This window comes from Massilistercora timonensis (genome assembly GCF_048354975.1).
Lineage (GTDB): Bacteria > Bacillota > Clostridia > Lachnospirales > Lachnospiraceae > Massilistercora > Massilistercora timonensis.
The window spans coordinates 1-19,792 of sequence record NZ_DBGCJQ010000027.1 but is presented as its reverse complement, the minus strand read 5'-3'; the positions used below and the strand labels follow the sequence as shown (position 1 = coordinate 19,792).

General features: G+C 52.2%; 17 protein-coding genes, 1 other RNA gene and 1 pseudogene. 18 read left to right on the top strand and 1 reads right to left on the bottom strand.

Annotation, left to right across the window (positions count from 1 at the left end):
* From ACML7B_RS02315 to ACML7B_RS02305, 3 genes and pseudogenes are all read left to right on the top strand, one after another.
* Positions 1 to 249 (top strand): annotated as a pseudogene (locus ACML7B_RS02315) (transposase); the annotation flags it as partial.
* 77 nt (positions 250 to 326) lie between these two features.
* Positions 327 to 505, top strand: a non-coding RNA gene (gene ssrS / locus ACML7B_RS02310) — 6S RNA.
* 90 nt (positions 506 to 595) lie between these two features.
* Positions 596 to 1,261 carry a flavodoxin family protein gene (locus tag ACML7B_RS02305; protein ID WP_418539184.1) on the top strand — a complete coding sequence of 222 codons (666 nt, stop codon included), beginning with the start codon at positions 596 to 598 and terminating at the stop codon, positions 1,259 to 1,261.
* Here the strand turns inward: ACML7B_RS02305 and ACML7B_RS02300 are convergent.
* On the bottom strand, positions 1,258 to 2,181 hold the full coding sequence (locus ACML7B_RS02300) for a LysR family transcriptional regulator (protein WP_418539183.1): 924 nt from the start codon (positions 2,179 to 2,181) through the stop codon (positions 1,258 to 1,260). The genes ACML7B_RS02305 and ACML7B_RS02300 overlap by 4 nt on opposite strands.
* Positions 2,182 to 2,386: 205 nt before the next feature.
* Here ACML7B_RS02300 and ACML7B_RS02295 point away from each other — a divergent pair, with 205 nt between their 5' ends.
* The 15 genes from ACML7B_RS02295 (at position 2,387) to ACML7B_RS02225 (ending at position 19,761) form a co-directional block, all read left to right on the top strand.
* Complete coding sequence (locus tag ACML7B_RS02295) at positions 2,387 to 4,042, top strand: ABC transporter substrate-binding protein (RefSeq protein ID WP_418539182.1); 1,656 nt, start codon at positions 2,387 to 2,389, stop codon at positions 4,040 to 4,042.
* 28 nt (positions 4,043 to 4,070) lie between these two features.
* Positions 4,071 to 5,093 carry an ABC transporter permease gene (locus ACML7B_RS02290; RefSeq protein ID WP_418539180.1) on the top strand — a complete coding sequence of 341 codons (1,023 nt, stop codon included), beginning with the start codon at positions 4,071 to 4,073 and terminating at the stop codon, positions 5,091 to 5,093.
* Between the two features lie 12 nt (positions 5,094 to 5,105).
* A complete protein-coding gene (locus ACML7B_RS02285) occupies positions 5,106 to 5,969 on the top strand; it encodes an ABC transporter permease (RefSeq protein WP_418539179.1) in 864 nt (287 codons plus the stop codon).
* Positions 5,969 to 6,952: an ABC transporter ATP-binding protein gene (locus ACML7B_RS02280; RefSeq protein WP_418539177.1), complete on the top strand. Its 984-nt coding sequence runs from the start codon at positions 5,969 to 5,971 to the stop codon at positions 6,950 to 6,952. The genes ACML7B_RS02285 and ACML7B_RS02280 overlap by 1 nt, the downstream gene beginning before the upstream one ends.
* A 2-nt stretch (positions 6,953 to 6,954) precedes the next feature.
* Positions 6,955 to 7,926 (top strand): ABC transporter ATP-binding protein, encoded by a 972-nt coding sequence (locus ACML7B_RS02275; protein ID WP_418539175.1) that lies wholly within the window; start codon positions 6,955 to 6,957, stop codon positions 7,924 to 7,926.
* Between the two features lie 46 nt (positions 7,927 to 7,972).
* Positions 7,973 to 9,013 (top strand): aminopeptidase, encoded by a 1,041-nt coding sequence (locus tag ACML7B_RS02270; RefSeq protein ID WP_418539173.1) that lies wholly within the window; start codon positions 7,973 to 7,975, stop codon positions 9,011 to 9,013.
* A gap of 5 nt (positions 9,014 to 9,018) precedes the next feature.
* Positions 9,019 to 10,065: an aminopeptidase gene (locus ACML7B_RS02265; RefSeq protein ID WP_418539172.1), complete on the top strand. Its 1,047-nt coding sequence runs from the start codon at positions 9,019 to 9,021 to the stop codon at positions 10,063 to 10,065.
* Positions 10,066 to 10,070: 5 nt separating this feature from the next.
* Positions 10,071 to 11,138 carry a hypothetical protein gene (locus ACML7B_RS02260; RefSeq protein WP_418539171.1) on the top strand — a complete coding sequence of 356 codons (1,068 nt, stop codon included), beginning with the start codon at positions 10,071 to 10,073 and terminating at the stop codon, positions 11,136 to 11,138.
* Between the two features lie 24 nt (positions 11,139 to 11,162).
* Positions 11,163 to 11,957, top strand: coding sequence for an aspartate/glutamate racemase family protein (locus ACML7B_RS02255; RefSeq protein WP_418539170.1), 795 nt, complete (start codon positions 11,163 to 11,165; stop codon positions 11,955 to 11,957).
* A gap of 2 nt (positions 11,958 to 11,959) precedes the next feature.
* On the top strand, positions 11,960 to 13,363 hold the full coding sequence (gene pepV / locus ACML7B_RS02250) for a dipeptidase PepV (RefSeq protein ID WP_418539169.1): 1,404 nt from the start codon (positions 11,960 to 11,962) through the stop codon (positions 13,361 to 13,363).
* A 157-nt stretch (positions 13,364 to 13,520) separates the two neighbouring features.
* The gene (locus tag ACML7B_RS02245) at positions 13,521 to 14,498 is read left to right on the top strand and encodes a hypothetical protein (protein WP_418539168.1); all 978 of its coding nucleotides are present in this window, start codon (positions 13,521 to 13,523) and stop codon (positions 14,496 to 14,498) included.
* Positions 14,499 to 14,608: 110 nt separating this feature from the next.
* Complete coding sequence (locus ACML7B_RS02240; RefSeq protein ID WP_418539166.1) at positions 14,609 to 15,976, top strand: SpoIID/LytB domain-containing protein; 1,368 nt, start codon at positions 14,609 to 14,611, stop codon at positions 15,974 to 15,976.
* Positions 15,977 to 15,989: 13 nt separating this feature from the next.
* The gene (locus tag ACML7B_RS02235) at positions 15,990 to 16,892 is read left to right on the top strand and encodes a leucine-rich repeat domain-containing protein (protein WP_418539165.1); all 903 of its coding nucleotides are present in this window, start codon (positions 15,990 to 15,992) and stop codon (positions 16,890 to 16,892) included.
* A gap of 18 nt (positions 16,893 to 16,910) precedes the next feature.
* Entirely contained in the window at positions 16,911 to 18,260 is a 1,350-nt protein-coding gene (locus tag ACML7B_RS02230) for a VWA-like domain-containing protein (protein WP_418539164.1), read from the top strand.
* Positions 18,250 to 19,761, top strand: coding sequence for an ATP-binding protein (locus ACML7B_RS02225; protein ID WP_418539162.1), 1,512 nt, complete (start codon positions 18,250 to 18,252; stop codon positions 19,759 to 19,761). The genes ACML7B_RS02230 and ACML7B_RS02225 overlap by 11 nt, the downstream gene beginning before the upstream one ends.
* Positions 19,762 to 19,792 lie beyond the last annotated feature (31 nt).

Below are 19,792 nucleotides of genomic sequence, written 5' to 3'. Positions count from 1 at the left end.
CTGAAGGAGTTCTTAGAGAAGAATCGCAGGGAGGCGAAGAACGTGAGTATCTATGAATATGACCAGGAGAAGCATATCCGGCAGGAGCGGGAGGAAGCCTGGGAGGCCGGAGAGAAGGCCGGCTGGACAGATCATCTGAAGGAACAGATCCAGAAGAAGCTGGCCAAGGGGAAGACTATCCCGGAGATCGCGGAAGCTCTGGAAGAGGAAGAAGATACTATCCGGCGGATGGTAGAAGAGATAGGATAAGTATCATTTGGGGAGCGAAGCAAGGAAGATTTTAGGAGTTGTAAAATCTGTGTAAATGAGTTATAATACTTGCAGATGGAAACCTGGGATGCTCGATAATTCCTGTAATTTTGAACCTACAAAACTTTAAACGGGACTCTTATATCTCTGTAATATGTCAGGCCCCCATTTGAGAGGAAGGCAGAAAAGCAGATGCGGACACCCACCTGGCTGCGGCTAGGAGTCAAAATACAGGAACCGGCATTTTGGGCTGTACAAAAGATAAGCTGGTGTCGCCGAAGAAGCGGCACCTCTTTTTTATTGGATAATTGCAGCAAAATCTTATTATGCGCGGAGGTGAAAAACGATGAAGTTCTATGCAGTAAATGGAAGCCCGAGAAAAAACTGGAACACAGCGACGCTACTGGACCATGCGTTGGAAGGAATAAAGTCTGTGGTGCCGGAGGCGGATTGTGAGCGGATCGATCTGTATGATCATACATACACAGGTTGCATCAGCTGTTTTGCCTGCAAGCGGGTCGGCGGGAAGAGCTTTGGAAAATGTGCGAAAAAGGATGAGATCACAGAAGTGATCGAAAAATTGTCGGAAGCAGACGGGATTATTTTTGGTTCTCCGGTTTATTTCCATGATATCACTGCGCAGCTGCGGGCGCTTCTGGAGCGGCTGCTCTTTGCTTATCTTGCATATACGAAAGAGTATGATTCTCTGGCGCCAAAACGGATGCCAACGGCATTTCTGTACACGATGAACGTAACAGAGGAAAATATGTGGAAGATGGGATATCCGGAGCGTCTGGCCCGTATGGAGGGATTTGTAGAGCGGGTCTTTAGAAGGCCGGAGATCCTGTATGTGAATAATACCTGTCAGTTTGATGAGTACGGGAAATATGTGGCAAGCCGCTTTAATGAAGAGGAGAAGCTGCGATACCGGGAGGAACATTTCCCGGAAGATTGTAGAAAAGCATATCAACTGGGAGAACAGATCTCCAGAAACGCCAGACCTCATACTTAGAGGTCTGGCGTTATATTTCCGGAGTTCCACTGCTTCAGGAAATCCTGGCAGAACTGGATAAAATAAGCCTGAGAAGGATTAAAATAGCTGTTTCTCATGCAGATCAGGTTGTAGGCGTGTTGCTCATGGAAATGGTGGATGTGGATCTGTTTCAGGTTCCCGTGGGCCAGTTCTTTGGCTACGCCGCTTTTATAGAGGAAGGAAATCCCGGCGTTGTGGAGGATAAGCTCCTTGACGCAGGACAGGCTGTTGCTTACTTCGATGTGATTGGAAAACCGGTAAGTCAGAATACCGTTCTCCTGGAAAATATTCTCCAGACGGATCCGGGAGGGAGTATTTTCCGCGCCCAGGATCAGGGTGTTGTTGTACACCTCCTGGATGGACACTTCTTTTTCTGCCAGAGGATGGGAGGGGGAACATACACAGATCACATTTCCCACGCCCAGCTCATGGTAGTCATATTTGGTGGTAGATACTACCCCGTCAAACAGAAAGAAATCCAGATCTCCACTATCCAGCATAGTTGAAAGAGAAGAATAGTTTTCGCTGATGATCTTCAGTTTGCACTTGGGCATTTCCTTCAGGAAAGAGATGATCAGGTGTGGGAGAAAGGATTCTCCCGCGGACTGCTCTGCGCCGATGCGGAGTTCCGGGACGTTGGTGGACAGAGAGGGAAGCTGAGCTTTGAGCCGTTCGGAATCGGAATTTACCGAGTTGACAAACTGATACAGGATCTCCCCGGAAGGCGTAAGCTGAAATTTGCGGTTGTTGTATTCGTAGAGTTTGGTCTGGTAATAAGCCTCCAGATATTTCAAATGGTGGGAAACGGCGGGCTGAGTGATGTGAAGAGACTCGGCGGTCTTGGTAAAGCTTTTTGTCTGACAGAGGATCAGAAAAGTTCTTAATTTGGGATCTAACATTTTGTTCTCCTTTCAAAAGGATGGTTCATGTATTATTTGAACTAATAATATGATAATGATTAATAATTTGATTATAACTGCAAATACTGATAAAATCAAATATATATTAATAATATCAGAAAACAAATTTGTAATCTCTAAATAAATTGAGATTATAGATTTGTTTTCTGGTAAAAAAATTCACATTTATAAAGGAGGGTAATGTATGAGGAAAAAGTTAGTAAGCATTCTGTGTGTTATGGCACTGGTTGTGTCCCTGGCAGGCTGCGGAGGAGGAGGCTCCGATAGCGGCAGTGACGGAGGAGGAGCAGAGGCAACGACAGCAGGCGATGTGAGCGACAGTATCGTTCGTTATACGTTGACAGAGCTTCCCCAGATCGATCCGGGAGTTACTTCTGACTTCGGTGGTGCCACAGTTCTCGTGAATGTGTATGATCCCCTGGTAATGCCGACAGTAGACGGCGGAGTTGAGCCGTGGGTGGCTACCGAGTGGAGTACCTCAGAGGACGGACTTACATGGACGTTCAAGATCAGAGATGACATCACATTCCACAGTGGAAATCCGCTGACTGCCAAAGATGTGGCGTATACGATGAATCGTATGCTGACTCTGGGAGAAGGCTTTGGCTATCTTTTCACTGAAACAGTGGAAGAAGCGGTAGCAGTGGATGACACAACGGTAGAATTCCGTTGCAAAGAGGCGAATGGAACCCTGCTTTCTGCGCTGGTACGTCTGTACATTGTGGATAGTGAACTGGTACAGAGTGAATACGCGGACGGCGATTATGGTGATCACGGAGATTATGGAAAAGCATTCCTTCTGGAAAATGATGCGGGCAGCGGCCCTTATCAGGTGAAAGAGTATGCGGCCAGCGCTTATGTACTCTGTGAGCAGGCAGAGAACTACTGGGCAGGGATCGATGAGGATGCTCCTGAGCAGTTCGAGGCCATCGGTTCAAATGAGGCAGTTACTGTAAAGACTATGATGCAGCGGAAAGAGCTGGAAGTAGCAGACAAATATCAGAGTGCAGAGACCATGACAGCCCTGGACAAGATGGACGGCGTGGAGATCATGAACACCAACGGCGGCTCTGTAATGTATCTGCTTCTGAACAATGCGAAAGCGCCGACAGACGATGTACATATTCGAAATGCATTGGCTTATATGCTTGACTATGATACGATCTGCAACGACATTTTCCCGAATTCCGCACAGGCCAAGAGTATTGTTTCTTCTACCCTGAACGGATACACAGAGATGTGTGATTATTCTTACAATATTGAAAAGGCAAAAGAAGAGATCGCGCAGTCCAAATATGCAGATAATCTGGCGGATTATCCGGTTGAAGTCTGTTGGGTATCTGAGACGCCTGACAGAGAGAAGCTTGCGCTTCTGATCCAGGCGGCGGCTCAGGAAGTAGGAATGACCGTTGACGTTGTCCAGACACCATGGACCAGCGTTGTAGAGAATTCCTCTGCAGTAGACACAACACCGAATGTAACTACCACACTGTTTGCAGCAGATTATTCCGAAGCAGGTTCTGTATTTACATCAGCGGTAAGATCCAGAGAAGTTGGAACCTGGCAGAACTGCTGCTGGATCAACGATCCGGAACTGGATGCGATGATCGATGAGTCTATCCGCACAATGGATGAGGAAGAGAGAATCGCGAAGTACAAAGAGATCCAGAATTACCTGTCTGACAAATGTGTAATGATCCCGCTGGCAGAGGCGAATGAACCGTTTGCGTACCAGGCGGATTACATGGAGTGGAACGCGGCGCAGGAAGACCAGTTGATTCCGGTTATGGGATATGTTCTCTATATGAGAAACATCAAGGTATTTCCAGATCAGAAGTAGGACCTGACAGAAGAGAGGAGGAAAAGACATGGCACTCCTTAAGAGTATCTTAAAACGTCTGCTGAGTTCGGTTGTAGTGCTTCTTGGTCTGACGGTCATCATCTTTATCCTGATGAAAGTGGTCCCCGGGGATCCTGCCAGACTGGCTCTGGGAGCGAATGTCTCTGAGGAAGTCCTGGAGAACTATCGGGAGATCAATCACTTGAATGACCCGTTGCCTATGCAGTATTTCTATTGGCTGTCCAATGCGCTGCAGGGGGACCTTGGCACTTCAGCCGTTACACAAAGGGCGGTAATTACAGATATCAAGGAGTTTGCGCCGGCAACAATTGAACTTGTAATATGGGCGGGGATCCCGCCCATATTCATAGCCCTTCTTTTGGGCGTTGTCAGCGCACAGAACAAAAATAAATGGCCGGATTATCTGTGCCGTTTCCTGGGATATATCTTTGTAGCTACGCCTACGTTTGTATTCGCGGTATTGTTTGTTCTGATCTTTGGTTATTGGATTCCGCTGATGCCTTCCATTGGAGGAAGACTGAGCCCGCAATTTGCGATCGACAATATTACCGGGCTCTATGTGTTGGATGCCCTTCTGGGCGGACAACCGGCAGCCGCATGGGATGCATTCCTGCATCTGTTGTTCCCGGCACTTGCCCTTGCCCTTGGCAAGACTATGCAGGAAGCCAGGATCACCAGATCCAGTATGCTTCAGAATGCGGATAAGGATTATATTACAATGGTAACTTCACAGGGCGTTCCCAAATCTGTAATCAACCGGCGGTTCCTTCTGAAACCATCGGTGATCCCTACCATTACAGTAATGGGTATGGATTTTGCGGCTATGTTTGGAAACGCATTTCTGGTAGAACGTATTTTCAACTGGCCAGGTCTTTCCAGCTATGGAATGACGGCAATCCTGAATAAGGACACAAACGCGGTGTGTGCGGTGGTCCTGATCATAGGACTTGCCTTTGTGGGCACCAGTATCGTGGTAGATATCATAGCCATGATCCTGGATCCGAGAATGCGCCAGAAACGGTCGAGATAGGAGGTGGCGGATTTGAAAGCAGAACGAAAAGAAAATCTGATCCGAAGCTGGTATAAATTTTCCGCCGGCGGCGTTTCCGTGCTGGGTCTGGTCATAGTTGTCCTGATCATCTTTCTGGCAGTCTTTGCGCCGGTGGTGGCGCCATATCCGGAAGATGCAGGAGCGGTAGTTAAATTCGCAGACAGTTCCCAGGCGCCGAATGCTGCGCATATTATGGGAACAGACACCATGGGAAGAGATGTGTTTTCCAGACTTTTGTTCAGTCTGAGAGGAAGCCTTCTGATGGGTATCCTGGTTCTTGCCATCGCAGTTCCGGTAGGGTTTATCGTAGGAGTACTGGCAGGATATTATAAGGACACCTGGGTAGAGACGGTGCTCATGCGGATCGTAGACATTTTCCTGTCTGTTCCGGCGCTGGTCCTTGCGCTTGCCATCGCGGCGATCATGGAGCCGAATCTAAAGAACTCGATGATCGCGATCACGATCATGTGGTGGCCCTGGTATGCCAGGTTGTCGTTTGGCGTGGTTTCCTCGCTGCGGACAGAGAACTATATTATGTACGCAGAACTTACAGGCGCGAAATTGGGTCATATTATTGTTAAAGAATTTCTTCCCAATACATTCGATCAGATCTTGACGAAGATGACCCTGGATATGGGGTATGTTATCATCATGGGAGCTACGCTGAGTTTCGTTGGACTGGGCGAACAGCCACCGGCTCCGGCTCTTGGAAATATGATCAATGACGGCGTCAATTATCTGCCGGATATGTGGTGGCTGACGATCTTCCCGGCAGTTACGATCATTTTGATCGTGCTGGGATTCAACCTCCTGGGAGACGGTGTAGGCAATATCTTTAATGTGGAGGGCAAATGATGAGTGAGAATAAGAATATTTTGGAAGTAAAGAATTTGTCCGTATCCTATACAGTTGCCAACGTCAAGACCCATGTATTGGAAAATGTGAATCTGACGGTTCCGGAAGGGAAAAGTGTAGGAATTGTCGGAGAGTCGGGATGTGGAAAGACGACGACTCTGCGGACGATCCTTAATGTACTTCCCTCCAACGGAACGATTGAAAGCGGAGAGATTCTTTACCGTGGGAAAAATGTATTTGAGATGCCGGAGAGCGAGCTTAGCACTTATCGCCAGACAGGAGCTGGCATGATCTTCCAGGATCCGTCCAGCGCTCTGAATCCGGTTATATCCATTAAGAATCAGTTTTTAGTAACTTTGAAATATGCGCATAAGGGGAAAAACCTTTCCAAGGATGATCTTCTGAAAAAGGCAGCGGAATCTTTGGAGGCAGTATCTCTGGCAGACCCGGACCGGATCTTGAACAGTTATCCCTTCCAGTTGTCAGGAGGTATGAGACAGAGAGTCTGTATTGCCATGACATTGGCGGCGGAGCGGCAGCTTTTACTTGCAGATGAGCCGGGAACCGCGCTGGATGTGACGATTCAGGATCAGATCCTGCGGCTGATCAAGTCACTGGTGGATCAGGGAAAACTTTCCGTGATCATGGTAACCCATTCCCTGGGAGTGATCCGGCAGGTAACCACTATGGTAAATGTAATGTATGCAGGAACTATGGTTGAGGGTGGAGATACAGCAGAAGTATTTGAACATCCCAAACATCCTTACACCATGGCGCTGATGAAATGTCTTCCCAAACTGACGGGAGACGGGATCGCAGAGGGAATACCCGGAAGGATCCCGGATTACAGTGCCCCGCCCAAGGGCTGCAGGTTTTCGCCAAGATGTCCTTATGCGACCGAGAGATGCAGGGAAGAAGTACCACACAGGCATGAGGTTGCGGAAGGCCACTGGGTAGCCTGTTTTGCGGCAGAGGAGGAATAGCGATGTCAGAAATAATTTTAGAGATCAAAGATTTGAAAAAATATTTTCCTCTGGCCAACGGGAAGACGGTAAAGGCTGTGGATGGCGTCAGTATGAAGCTGTTTAAAGGCGAGACCCTGGGACTGGTAGGGGAATCCGGATGTGGAAAAAGTACTATTGCCTACACGGTAGTGGGAATGTACGGAGCTACGGAAGGAGAGATCCTCTATAAAGGGGAAGACCTGGCAAAGAAGGGATACAAACGGTCTCTCAAACAAAAAGGAGAGATCCAGATCGTATTCCAGGATCCGGGATCGTCTTTGAATTCCCGCCGGACCATTGGAAAGAGTATGGCGGTGCCATTGGATATCCATGACAAGATGCCAAAGGACAAGAAGGAAGAGCGGATCGAAGAACTGCTGGAAATGGTAGGGCTTCCCAAAGAATATAAGAACAAGCTGCCAAGGAATATCGGCGGCGGCGAGCGGCAGCTGGTTTCTGTGGCGCGTGCGCTTGCCACAAATCCGGAGCTGATTATTCTGGATGAGCCGACTTCCGCGCTGGATGTATCGGTACAGGCCAAGGTTATCAATACCTTGATCGATCTTCAGAAGAAGATGGATTTTTCCTATCTGTTTATTACGCATGACTTAAGTCTTATGCGGAATGTGGCTACCAGAGTGGCGATCCTTTATCTGGGGCGGTTGTGTGAACTGGCGCCGACGGCAGATTTCTTCCAGGCGCCGCTGCATCCTTATACCAAGATGCTACTGTCTTCAATTCCGGTAGTTACAGATGAGGAGGAGAAGATCAAGCCGGAACAGATCATATCTGAAGGCGAGATCCCCTCACCGGTAAATATGCCGTCAGGCTGTACCTTCCATACCAGGTGCAGAGAGTGTATGGAGATCTGTAAAACACAGGCGCCGTCCATGACAGAGGTGGAGCCGGGACATTTCGTATGCTGTCATAAGTACAGTAAAGAAAAGGAATAAAACCGTGTGGGAATGACAGAACAGACAAAAGGACAGGAGGGATAACATGGTTGACAGTAAGCTTCAGATGTCTGCGGAAGTACTGGTAAAGGACCTTTTGAAGGTAAAAGAAGGAGAGGTCTTTGTTATCACTGCAGATACGCTGACGGATCCGGATGTGATCGAGGCTATTGACAGAACTGCGCAGTGCGCGGGGGCGAAAGTGCTCCTTGCGCTGACTCCCTCGCCGGACGGGGTAAGCCTTGCGGCGGATAAAGATCTGGCTGTGGATGTAATGAGCGAGATGCTGGCACATGCAGATGTGTGGGTAGAGTTGAATGTAAGATGGCTTTTGTATTCATCACCTTACTATTATGCCAAAAAAAATAATCCCCGCCTGCGTCATATGTGTCTCACCGGGACGAATGCAGATACGCTGATCCGCTGTGTGGGTCAGGTGAATTACCCGAAGATGCGGGAATTTTCAGAAGCATTAAGGGATAAGATCAAAGATGCAAAAGACGTACGGATGGTTTCGCCGGAAGGGGATGAGATCACGTTCCAAAATGTGAAGGGACGTCCTCTTTCCTGTAAGCTGGGGGACGCCTCTGTTCCCGGCACCCATCTGTTTGTTGGGCAGATCGGCTGGACGCCGGAACTGGAGAGCGTGAACGGAGTGATCTGTCTGGACGGATCTGTGGCGCCCGATATTGGGATCATCCAGTCGCCGGTGCGGATCACCGTAGAGAAAGGTGAGATCCGCTCTATCGAAGGCGGTACGGATGCGAAGCGTTATGAAGACTGGCTGAGAAGTTTTGAACATCCGCAGATGCTGCGGGTATCTCATGCAGGGATCGGGTTCCATCCGGGAGCCAGGCTAATGGGAGATATCTTGCAGGATCAGCGGATCTGGGGATCTACAACCTGGGGATTTGGCAGTATCGGAGCGGGATTGCTTCCGCCGGACGGAGTGCCGGCGCCTTCCCATTCAGATGCGGTTTCCCTGAATACGGATATCTATCTGGATGGCAAGCCTCTGTGGCTCCATGGGGAGATCGCCGATGAAGAACTGAAACAGCTTTCGAAAGGTTTGACGGAAAGGAGGTAGCAGAGATGGGAGCGTTTCTGTATGAGTATGAGATCGGAAAGGCGGCGGACGTACTGGTCCATGAGCTGTTTAAGGTAAAAGAAGGAGAAAGCTTTGTGATCACTGCGGATACCGGGAGTGATGAGCGTGTGGTAAATGCCACGGCAAGAGCAGTCTATGCAGCCGGCGGGAAACCCATGGTGATCTGGACAGCGACACCGCCGGGACCGGGGAAGATGGTAGACGGGTTCCTTCCCTCAGAAGCGATCAAAGCAGCCCTTTTGAAGGCGGATTGCTGGATCGAATACAATACCATGTATTTTCTTTATTCTCAGACATATGAGGATGTGGCTCACGGGAATGACAAGCTAAGGTTTTTATGTTTGCCGGGAATGCATGTGGATGTATTTATCCGGTTGTTTGCCAAGACGGATCACGCTGCGCTTCGGGACCTTCTGCGGGCGGTTCGGGATAAGATCCGGGCTGCAAAGCATGTGCGGATCACCAGCCAGGCAGGAGAAGACGTGGAATTCGACAACCATCCGGATCATCCGGTAAATGCCAGGGACGGCTATGCTGACGAACCAGGAACTCATATGCTGGCAGGCATGATCTCCTGGACTCCTGATCTGGATACCGTCAACGGGGTGATCGCCATCGACGGATCTTTGGTGCCTCAGTTTGGCGTGCTGGAGCAGCCGGTGCTGATCTATATGAAAAACGGAGTGATCGATCATGTGGAAGGCGGAAAGATCGGGCAGCAGTGGGAGAAATTTATGCGGGATTTCAACCATCCTCAGATGTTACGCCCCGCCCATGTATGTGTGGGGTTTCACCCCAATGCAAAACTGACAGGTCAGCTGGGGGAAGATGAGCGGATCTACGGCGGATCTCAGTGGGGATTTGGAGCTATCGGCAGTTTTCTGGTGCCGCCGGATGGAGTGCCCGCTCCGTCGCATATCGATGCGACTTGTCTGTGTGTCTCGATTTATCTGGATGGGAAACCGATCACCATCGATGGAAAGATCGTTGATGATGATTTGAAAAAATATGCGGAAAAATTAGGGAGGTAAAAACTATGGAATGGAATATCGGTGTAGAAATGCGGGATGAGTACCGTCGCCTGGAACTGGCGAAGGGTGCGATGAAACTGGTACATGATATCATGCTGTGTAAACCAGGAGAAAATCTGGTGATCACATATGATACCTGCGTGGATGAGCGGGTGGTACATGCGCTGACTGAGGCGGCTTATGCGACAGACGTGGTACCTACCGTGATCTATTATCCTACGGCAGACGGATTCTATGCAGACCCGCCGCAGCCAGTGGCAGAGGCCATTGCCTGTGCTGATGTTTGGATCGAGCTGGCTTACGCTTCCATCATGCACGGGCCGGCATACCGCAAAGCGGTGGATCAGAACGGAGCCAGATATATCTGTGCTACTGGGCTGGACACCCAGATGTTGGTAAACTGTATCGCAAGAGTAAATGTAGATAAGGTGATCGAGCTGGGCGAGTACTTTAAGAAGCGTCTGGAAGCAGCGGATGAGATCCATGTAATGACCAAGAAGGGCATGGACCTGAAGGGACGCCTGGGCGGACGGAAGATACGGCATTCCGGGATCAAGGCGACGCAGAAGGGCTATCCGGTTATGCTGAGTGGCCAGACAAGCTTCTGTCCCATCGAGGAGACCATCGAGGGAACACTTGTGTTTGACGGCGCGGTATTCCCGCCGGATACCCTGGGGATCCTGAAGGAGCAGATCAATATTGAATTTAAAGAAGGCCGTATCGTGGATGTGACCGGAGGTGAGGAGGCCAAGATCTATAAAGACTGGCTGTATTCCTTCGACGATCCGAATATGCTTCGGCTGGCACATTATTCTCAGGGATTTAATCCGGGAGTCCGTGCAGTGACAGGACGTATCGTAGAAGATGAGCGGGTATTTGGCTGTATGGAATTTGGAATCGGAAGCCAGGGCATTACCATTGGCGGTAAGCACTGGAGCGCAGCTTCCCATACAGACGGTATCGTCTTAAATCCGACCATTATCCTGGATGGCGAAGTACTGGAGGAAGATGGAGTTTACAAAGATCCGGAAGCAAGAAGAATCTGTGCGGAACTGGGGATTGCCGGATACTAAAATTGACGGATGGAGGAATGACTGATGAAACGAAGAAGACTGCTGTATCTGAAAGCTGTGGCTTATGATTCTCTGAATCAGGAGATTGGGGAATATCTGGAGCCGTTTCTGGATGAGAAGACAGACCTTGAGGTAAGAAGTATTTCCAAAGGAACCAGCCATATGGAATATCATTTCTATCAGGCAGTTAATCAGCAGGAGATCCTGAAAGGGATCCTGCAGGCGGAGAAGGATGGATTTGATGCCTGTATCATCAGTTGTTTTGATGATCCCAGTCTCTATGAGGGCAGGGAGATTTCCAGAAATATGATCGTAACAGCTCCGGGAGAGGCAAGCGCCCATCTGGCGGCAACGTTGGGCAATAAATTTTCTGTGATCGTGGGGCGAAAAAAATGGATTCCTCAGATGGAAGAAAATATCCACAAGTATGGCCTGGGACGTAAGCTTGCCTCTTTCCGAAGCCTTGATCTGGGTGTCCTGGAATTTCATGAAAATGAGGATAAGACCCGAAGGCGGATGGAGGAAGAAATCCGAAAAGCAGTGGAAGAAGACCAGGCGGAGGTGATCGTTCTGGGTTGTACCATGCAGTTTGGATTTTACCGGGAGATGCAGGAAAAGTTTCAGATCCCGGTCATTGATTCCATGGTTGCGGCAGTAAAATATGCGGAATACCTGGTAGAAATGAGAGAAAAGGCTGGCTGGACATTCAGCCGGGCCGGCCTGTATGAACGGCCGCCGGTGGAAGAGATGAAAGCCTGGGAGCTGGAGAAAGTATGTGATCTGGAAGGCCTGCTCTATGAGGAGGGAGAAAGAAGGTAAAAATGGAGCGAAAAATCGATGAACTTGTGAAGTCCTACCGGGAGGACATGATCCAGTCCCTGGAGGAGCTGGTCTCTATCCCCAGCGTGATCAATCTGGAGAACGCCGGAGAGGGCGCGCCTTTTGGCATGGAGATCCGAAGCGCCCTGGACGGGCTTTTGAAGCTGGCCGGGGAGCTTGGGTTTGAGACCCGGGATTACGATGGCTATGCCGCAGCGGTGGACTTTGGAACAGAAGGGAAGGAAGTGGGGATCTTATCTCACATCGATGTGGTCCCGCCGGGAAACGGCTGGTCAAAGAACCCTTTTGTGCCGGAGATCGTGAATAGAAAAATGTACGGGCGGGGGACCATCGATGACAAGGGACCGCTGGTTGCCTCTCTCTATGCCATGAAGGCGGTGAAGGAGAGCGGTCTTCCCATCCGGAATCATGTGCGGCACATCATCGGCTGTGATGAGGAGACCGGACACCGGTGCATCAAGTACTACCTGACCAAGGAGAAGGGGCCGGATCTGGGATTTTCCCCGGACGGGATGTTTTCCGTTATCCATGCGGAGAAGGGGATCCTGCGGTTTCAGATCCAGACGAACCGGAAGCTGCCGGATACGAAGGAACTGTGCGTGATCCGGATCGCCGGCGGAACGGTGGTAAACGCGGTGCCCAATATCGCGGAAGTGTGGCTTGGGGGACCGGGAGAACAGCTGGAAGAGGTTCAGAAGGAATTTCAGGTCAAGGCCGCGGAAGGCTCTGCAAAGATGGAGGGGGATGTTCTTCACCTTGCCTTCCCGGGAGTCAGTGCCCATGCCATGCAGCCCTGGCTGGGGGAGAACGCCATCCTGTCCATGATCCGTTTCCTGAAGGAAGTACCTTTTGGAGACCGGAAGACCCGGAAATATTTCCAGGACCTGGATACCCTTTTTGGAGATGGCTGGGAAGGCCGGAACCTGGGAGTGGCCTGCCAGGATCAGCTGTCCGGGAAACTGTCCATGAATCTGGGGATCCTGAATGTGGAGGGCGAGAAGACGGAACTTAAGGTGGATGTGCGCTGTCCGGTCCATATCGATCTGGATACGGTGTGGAAGACCATCTGCCTGACCTGTGAGAAATACGGTTTCCAGCCGGAGTACTGGCAGAAGCGGCCGCCCCTCTACGTGCCCAAGGATGCGAAGTTAGTGCAGATCCTTCTGGATGTGTACGAGGATGTGACGGGCAAGAGGGAGGAGGCCATCACCATTGGCGGCGGAACCTACTGCCGGGATGTGGAGAATTTTGTTTCCTTTGGCCCGGTATTTCCGGGGGAACCGGAGCTGGCCCACGAGGCGGATGAATTTATCGACCTGGATCAGCTGATGGAGTGCGCAAGGCTTTATGCTCAGGCATTGTACCGTCTGCTGCAGATGGAATAACAGAAGATTTAGAGAAAAGACGCTCTGTGTGAAAAAAATCAGCCACACAGAGCGTTTTTTATGGGAAATCTTTGATAAGAGCCGGTCTTCGTTGCCTGTGGTGGATTTCTCTGGTATGATATAAATAAATGTGTAAAGCGGGTGAGCGGGGATGAAGATGGCAATTGGAAATAAGGAACTGATTTATGACCGGAAACTGCTGGAACGGGCGTGGGACCAGGCGGTCCTGTGGCTGATCCTGGCAGCGTTCTGTGTCGCGTCTTATGGTCTGATCTCGGTTCAGGCTTCGGTGGCAGCATATGGAAATGAAGAGGCGGGAATATTGTCCCGGGAAATGATGTCTGCGGGAACAGCGGAATTTCTTACAGGGATCCGTGAGGGGAAGCCGGACTGGATGACGTGGACTCTTCCCGGCGCGTTGGTCCTGGCGGAAGAACTGGATGTATCTTTGGAGAAAAGACCAGAACCGGCGGCAGAGATACATTCGGGCAGTGGCGGGGCTGTGGCTGCGACAGCGCCTGTGGAGAAAGCGCCGGCGGAGGAAGTGCCTGCAGTGGAGACGCCTGGGACGGATACAGTGGCTGTGCCGGTTGAGATCCCGGTGATCCTTCACGGAAACGGCGGCCTGCCGGAGACCTCTGAACTGACGGCCACGGCAGAAGGCTTTGATCTGGAAGGCCTGGCGGAACCAACCCGCCTTGGGAAACTGTTTGACGGCTGGTATCTGGATGCCGGGTGCACCATTCCATTTACCAAAGTAGAGGAAGGAGCAACCCGGATGGATCTGTATGCGGGATGGAAGGAATTTCCGGGATACCGGTGTGATGATGCCGGATATGTGACCGGTTATACAGATGTGGGCAGGGTGCTTACTGACGGGCTGGTAGCCCTTCCTACCCACGACAGCTGCGTGGGGCTTCGGACAGGCGCTTTCGCCGGGATCGAGGAAGAGATCTTTGATGTGTATATTCCGGCCAATATCACGAAGATCGAGGAGCACGCATTTGACGGGATGTCCAATCTGATGTTTATTGAGGTGGCAGCCGGGAATCCAGCCTATTACAGCGTGGACGGTGTGTTGTATCACAGCGACGGGAGCCTGGCGGTGATGCCGGCGGGACGGCAGATGATGTAGAAAGGATAGGCAGCCACCTGGCAGAAAGGGGGGATGTTCTTCCTGCCGGGTGGAGTTCTTTTTTGTACAGGCAGAGAATATAGATTTAGAAAAACGGACAAGGATCTCGGATGGGAAAGAATAGAACATTACATAGATACAGCAGGATTTACCGGTATGCGAGAAGCAAAAGGGCGGCCCGCCGCAGGGCCATCCGGCGTCAGATCTGGCTGTGCGTAGCAATCCTTTGCAGCGCCTTTCTGATCGCGGCGGGAGCCCGGTGGCTTCCTCAGGCCGCAGAAGATGGGAGCGGTACTTCCAGGGGAGAGGGACAGCCCTCCGGCACCGGGGAAGAACTGGCGGAGGAGAATCCGGATATCCGGGTCCTTCTTATGACCGACGGGTATCAGAAGGAGACTCATGCTAGGGCAGTGCTCTCATCGGAGAGCGGCCTTGTGGTGAACTGGGGAGACCGGGAGGAAGAAGTGGAGGAGAAACTTACGGTGGAGCCGGAGGATGACCGGTTTAAGGAAGGGGTGATCCGGGTGCGCGCCAGAGATGGCAAAGTGAAGGTGGAGACGCTGCACCGGGGCTATGGGATGCCTTCCTACGCAGGGATCATCGAACTTCGTGTCGCCGGGGAAGGGCTGGTGCTGATCAATGAGCTTCCGCTGGAGACTTATCTGGAGGGCGTGGTGCCCAGTGAGATGCCCGCCTCCTATGAACCGGAAGCCCTGAAGGCCCAGGCGGTGTGCGCCAGAAGCTTTGCCTGCCGGCAGATGGAGAGCTTTGGCTATCCGGAATACAAAGCCCATGTCAACGACAGTACGGATTACCAGGTGTACGGTAATTCCAAACCGGCGGAAAGCGCCGGGGAAGCAGTGAGAGCCACTGCCGGGGAGGCGGTGCGCTATCAGGGCAAGGTGGTGACCACCTATTATTATTCCACTTCCTGCGGCCGCACTACCAACGTGGAGGCCTGGGGGACCAAACCGGGGAAGGCCAACGCCTATCTGCAGTCAGTGGAGGTAAAGGGGAAGGCAGGGGACTATGAGAAGGAACTGCCCTGGTACCGTTGGGAGGCAAGGATCCCGAAAGAGACTCTGTCTCGTCTGATCCGGAAGAATACCAGGAAGGATATAGGAATGGTGGAAGAAGTAAAGGTGACAAAGCGGGGTCCCGGAGATGTGGCGCTTGCAATCCGGGTCACTGGCAGGGAAGGGACTGTTACGGTAAAGACAGAGAATAAGATCCGCCGGGCTCTTGGAGGGGAAGGTTATGAGATTCAGAAGCAGGACGGGACCACTGCTTCCAGTTCCAGGCTTCTGCCCAGCGCGTTCTTTACCGTGAAGAAGGAGAAGGACTGCTTTGTGATCCGGGGCGGCGGATACGGCCATGGCATCGGTATGAGCCAGAACGGGGCCAATGAGATGGCAAAGCAGGGGATGGACTACCGGCAGATCCTGACTTTATTTTATCAGGGTGTGACCATTGAATAGAGAGGAAGATAGTATGGAGATTGGGATCCGTGGCCAGAAGATCCAATATGAGAAAAGGGAAGACGGGATCTGCATTACCGGCTGTGGCGGGGAAGCAAGCGTTATCGAGATCCCGGAGACCATTGAGGGAATAAAGGTGACGTCTGTCGGCGCCTATGCATTTGCACAGAAGCAGGAGGTTCGGGAGATCCATCTGCCCGATGGTGTGCGGGAGATCGGAAGATATGCCTTCTATCGGTGCCGGAACCTGGAGAAGCTTGGCCTCTCAGACGGGATCCTGGAGATCGGAGGAGGCGCCCTGAACGGCTGCCGGCCCGGCCAGGTGGAGATCCATCTGCGGAGGGGCGAGGCCTCGGCCTTAAAGTCCATTGTGGAGGAAGTGCGTTTTGCCATCCGGGCTACCCTTCATTATCACCAGGAGGATGGCCGGGTGGAGACGGCACAGGTACTGTTCCCGGAACATTATGAGGAGGCGGTGGAGAATACGCCGGCCAGGATCCTCTATACCAGCCATCACGGATCCGGCGGTTATTACCGCCAGTGCTTCTATGAGCGGAAGCTGGATTTTGCCAAATATGACGCAAGACTTCCCTGGGCGGTGGCGGATGAAACGCCGGAGACGGTGGCGGAGCTGGCGCTTAAGCGCCTCCGGTTCCCGGTGGGGCTTTCCGACAGGGCCAGGGAGAGTTATGAAGGATTTTTAAGAGACGAGGGAGCGGCGGCTGCAAGGTTCCTGATAGGAGAGGAAGACACAGAGGGAATAAAGTTTCTCCTGAAAAAGGAACTGCTGGACGGTCCGGCCCTGGAGGCGGGGATCCAGGCGGCCCTGGATAGCGGAAAGACAGCTTTGGTAAGCCTTCTCATGGAAGAGAGGGGGCGGCGGTTCCCCAGGAAACAGAAGACATTTGAACTATAAGAAGAAAGTGGAAGAGGGATGGAAGAAAGGACAGGAGTAAGAACAGAAGAAGAGGCCATGAGCGTCATGATGGAAGATATCGGCAGACAGATCCTTACAGTTACCCGCAGCGAGCTGTATCTGTCCATGCGATTCCTGGATGTGGCCTTAAGCAGTTTCCAGTTCGTCATGGATCCGCAAATGGAGACCATTGGGACGGACGGGCTTGCCATCTACTATGAGCCCTCCTGGCTGGGGGGACGGTACCGGGAGGACCGGACACAGGTAAACCGGGTCTATCTCCATATGGTGCTCCACGCCATTTTCCGGCATATCACCGGGAGAAAAGGGAGGGACAAGCGTTATTACGACCTGGCCTGCGACATTGCGGCGGAGTCGGTGATCGACGGGCTGCCCAACCGGTGCGTGCGGGGGCTCAAGTCCTTCCCACGGCGGGAGACTTACCGGAGGCTGAAAGAGAAGATGAAGGTGCTGACGTCGGAGAAGATCTGCCGGGAACTGATGGAATGGCAGTTGTCCCCGGAGGCTTTCGCCCGGCTGGAGGAGGAGTTCCGGGTGGACAGCCACCTGTACTGGCCTGAGGATGATCCGGAGAAACGGCAGCAGGTGGAGAACCAGTGGCAGGACATCAGTGAGAAGACCCAGATGGATATGGAAGCCTTTTCCAGCGAGGCTTCCTCCCAGGCGGGAACCTTGGTGGACCAGCTGCGGGTGGAGAACCGGCAGCGGTATGATTACGGGAAGTTTCTGCGCAAATTTGCGGTGCTTAAGGAGGAGATGGCGGTGGATCCGGATTCTTTTGACTACGTGTTCTACAGCTACGGCCTGCGTCTCTATGGGAATCTTCCCCTTATTGAGCCCCAGGAGTGGAAAGAGGAGAAGAAGATCCAGGAATTCGCGGTGATCGTCGACACCTCCATGTCCTGCTCCGGGGAGCTGGTGCGAAGATTTCTGGAGGAGACTTACACCGTTTTAAGTGAGGAGAACAGTTTCTTTCATAAGGTGAACATTCACATCATCCAGTGCGACGAGGCGGTGCAGACGGACGTGAAGATCACCCGGGCGGAGGAACTGGCCCAATATATGGAACAGCTGGAATTAAAGGGGGAGGGAGGCACGGATTTCCGTCCGGCTTTCGCCTATGTGGACAGGCTCCGGGCGGAGCATGCCTTTGATAATCTGCGGGGCGTGCTGTATTTTACCGACGGCAAGGGCATTTTCCCGGAGAAAATGCCACCCTATGAGACGGCCTTTGTCTTCCTGGAGGAGGACTATGAAGAGGTGGAGGTGCCGCCCTGGGCCATTAAGCTGATCCTGTCGGAAGAAGATCTTTTGGAAGAAGGAAGAGGAGGAACTTATGCATATTAAAAGAGCGAAACAGGAAATCAAAGATTCCATTGAGGCGTATCTTGCAAAGGACGCCTACGGGGAGTATGTGATCCCCTCCATCCGTCAGCGGCCCGTGCTTCTCATGGGGCCTCCGGGGATCGGCAAGACCCAGATCATGGAGCAGGTAGCCCGGGAGTGCGGCATCGGCCTTGTGTCCTACACCATCACTCACCACACCCGGCAGAGCGCCATCGGTCTGCCCTTTATCAAGGAGCGGACTTTCGGGGGAGAGCCGCGGCAGGTGACAGAGTACACCATGAGCGAGATCATCGCTTCCGTCTATGAGAAGATGGAGAAGACCGGGCTTAGGGAAGGGATCCTGTTCATCGATGAGATCAACTGCGTCTCGGAGACGCTGGCGCCGGCCATGCTGCAGTTCCTTCAGTGCAAGACTTTTGGAAACCAGAAGGTGCCGGAGGGATGGATCATCGTGGCGGCGGGGAATCCGCCGGAGTACAACAAATCGGTGCGGGAGTTTGACGTGGTGACGCTGGACCGGATCAAGCGCATCGACGTGGAAGAGAACTATGAGGTGTGGAAGGAGTATGCCCTGGAGGTGGGGATCCATCCTGTCATCCTCTCTTATCTGGATCTTAAGAAGGAGCATTTCTACCGGATGGAGACCACCCCGGACGGCCGGGCATTCGCCACGGCAAGAGGCTGGGAGGATCTCTCGGAGCTTCTGAAGGTCTATGAGGACCTGGGCAAAAAAATGGACCGGGAGGTGGTCCACCAGTATATCCAGCACTGGAAGATCGCCAAGGATTTTGCCGTTTATCTGGAGCTTTATGAGAAATACCAGCGGGACTATGGCCTTAAGGATATCCTGGCCGGGCGCTGGGAGAAGGATACGCTGGAGAAGCTTTCCTATGCTTCCTTTGACGAGCGGTTAAGCGTAGTGGGGATGCTCTCCGGGAAACTGCGGGAATATTTCCGGAACTATGTGCTTCTGGACCGGTATGTGACCATGCTCTACGAGGCGCTGAAGCGTATGCAGGCTTCAGGCGGGGATCTGGAAGGCCTGTGCCGGGAAGAGAGCGGAAGGTATGAGGATCTGCGGAAGGCAGAGCGGCTGACCAGGGGACAGGATCATCTGTGGCGGCAGGTACTGGAGACTCTGGAGGGCTGGAAGTGTAAGACCGGGGCGGAACATCTTAAGGGAGAGGACGCATTTGCCCGGGTGCGGGAATGGTTCCAGAAGGAAGTGGACCATAGATCTGTGGCGGCAGAGGAGACCAAAGAGGCGCTGGAGCATGCATTTACCTTCCTGGAGGAGGCCTTCGGGGACAGCCAGGAGATGGTGGTGTTTGTGACCGATCTTAACAGCAACAGGGACAGCATCCAGTTTCTGCGGGAGAATGACTGTGCCAGCTACTACCGCTACAACAAAGGGCTTCTCTTTGATGAGCAGCAGGAGCAGATCCTGGCCCGGATGGACGAGGCGGAAGGGAGACTTTCCTTCGGTCTGAAGGGGGAGTAAAGAAGGCCCGGCGCATTGACGGGAAGTGGAA

Bases quoted from the DNA above. Each gene is read 5' to 3' on its own strand.
- ACML7B_RS02280 (WP_418539177.1), top strand. From the start codon at position 5,969: ATGAGTGAGAATAAGAATATTTTGGAAGTAAAGAATTTGTCCGTATCC.
- ACML7B_RS02240 (WP_418539166.1), top strand. From the start codon at position 14,609: ATGGGAAAGAATAGAACATTACATAGATACAGCAGGATTTACCGGTAT.
- ACML7B_RS02235 (WP_418539165.1), top strand. From the start codon at position 15,990: ATGGAGATTGGGATCCGTGGCCAGAAGATCCAATATGAGAAAAGGGAA.
- ACML7B_RS02265 (WP_418539172.1), top strand. From the start codon at position 9,019: ATGGGAGCGTTTCTGTATGAGTATGAGATCGGAAAGGCGGCGGACGTA.
- ACML7B_RS02225 (WP_418539162.1), top strand. From the start codon at position 18,250: ATGCATATTAAAAGAGCGAAACAGGAAATCAAAGATTCCATTGAGGCG.
- ACML7B_RS02270 (WP_418539173.1), top strand. From the start codon at position 7,973: ATGGTTGACAGTAAGCTTCAGATGTCTGCGGAAGTACTGGTAAAGGAC.
- pepV (WP_418539169.1), top strand. From the start codon at position 11,960: ATGGAGCGAAAAATCGATGAACTTGTGAAGTCCTACCGGGAGGACATG.
- ACML7B_RS02260 (WP_418539171.1), top strand. From the start codon at position 10,071: ATGGAATGGAATATCGGTGTAGAAATGCGGGATGAGTACCGTCGCCTG.
- ACML7B_RS02290 (WP_418539180.1), top strand. From the start codon at position 4,071: ATGGCACTCCTTAAGAGTATCTTAAAACGTCTGCTGAGTTCGGTTGTA.
- ACML7B_RS02245 (WP_418539168.1), top strand. From the start codon at position 13,521: ATGGCAATTGGAAATAAGGAACTGATTTATGACCGGAAACTGCTGGAA.
- ACML7B_RS02295 (WP_418539182.1), top strand. From the start codon at position 2,387: ATGAGGAAAAAGTTAGTAAGCATTCTGTGTGTTATGGCACTGGTTGTG.
- ACML7B_RS02305 (WP_418539184.1), top strand. From the start codon at position 596: ATGAAGTTCTATGCAGTAAATGGAAGCCCGAGAAAAAACTGGAACACA.
- ACML7B_RS02275 (WP_418539175.1), top strand. From the start codon at position 6,955: ATGTCAGAAATAATTTTAGAGATCAAAGATTTGAAAAAATATTTTCCT.
- ACML7B_RS02230 (WP_418539164.1), top strand. From the start codon at position 16,911: ATGGAAGAAAGGACAGGAGTAAGAACAGAAGAAGAGGCCATGAGCGTC.
- ACML7B_RS02255 (WP_418539170.1), top strand. From the start codon at position 11,163: ATGAAACGAAGAAGACTGCTGTATCTGAAAGCTGTGGCTTATGATTCT.
- ACML7B_RS02300 (WP_418539183.1), bottom strand. From the start codon at position 2,181: ATGTTAGATCCCAAATTAAGAACTTTTCTGATCCTCTGTCAGACAAAA.